This is a genomic window from Vibrio sp. Vb2131 (assembly GCF_033338535.1).
Lineage (GTDB): Bacteria > Pseudomonadota > Gammaproteobacteria > Enterobacterales > Vibrionaceae > Vibrio > Vibrio alginolyticus.
In genome coordinates, this window is the sequence record NZ_JAWOSW010000090.1 from 1 (window position 1) to 645 (window position 645).

The 645-nt window shown below is 51.9% G+C and carries 1 protein-coding gene; it reads left to right on the top strand.

Going from position 1 to position 645, the window contains the following annotated elements:
• The coding region (locus R7E38_RS23035) for a phosphoenolpyruvate carboxylase (protein ID WP_318082161.1) at positions 1-645 on the top strand (645 nt) is incomplete at both ends.

The following is a 645-nucleotide window of genomic DNA, read 5'->3' on the forward strand; positions in this document are numbered from 1 at the left end:
TCAAAGCCTGTCAAAGAGGTTTTAGACACCTGTAAGATCATCGCTCTGCAACCGCGCGAGGCGTTCGGTGCTTACGTCATCTCAATGGCTCGTACCGCCTCGGACGTACTCGCTGTGCACCTATTGCGGCAAGAAGCGGGCTGCCCTTACCGTATGGATGTTTGTCCTCTGTTCGAAACTCTAGACGACTTGAACAACGCAGAGTCGGTCATTAAGCAGCTAATGAGCATCGACCTTTACCGTGGCTTTATTCAAAACCACCAAATGGTCATGATCGGCTACTCTGATTCAGCAAAAGATGCGGGTGTCATGTCGGCAGGCTGGGCTCAGTACCATGCTATGGAATCTCTAGTTAAAGTGGCAGAAGACGAAGGTGTTGAGCTGACTCTGTTCCATGGTCGTGGCGGCACCGTTGGTCGCGGCGGCGCACCTGCACACGCGGCTCTGCTGTCTCAACCACCAAAGAGCTTGAAAGGCGGGTTACGCGTAACAGAACAAGGCGAAATGATCCGCTTTAAACTGGGTCTACCAGATGTTGCGGTAAACAGCTTCAACTTGTATGCAAGCGCCATTTTGGAAGCAAATCTACTGCCACCACCAGAGCCAAAACAAGAATGGCGCGACTTGATGGAAGTCCTGTCGGAA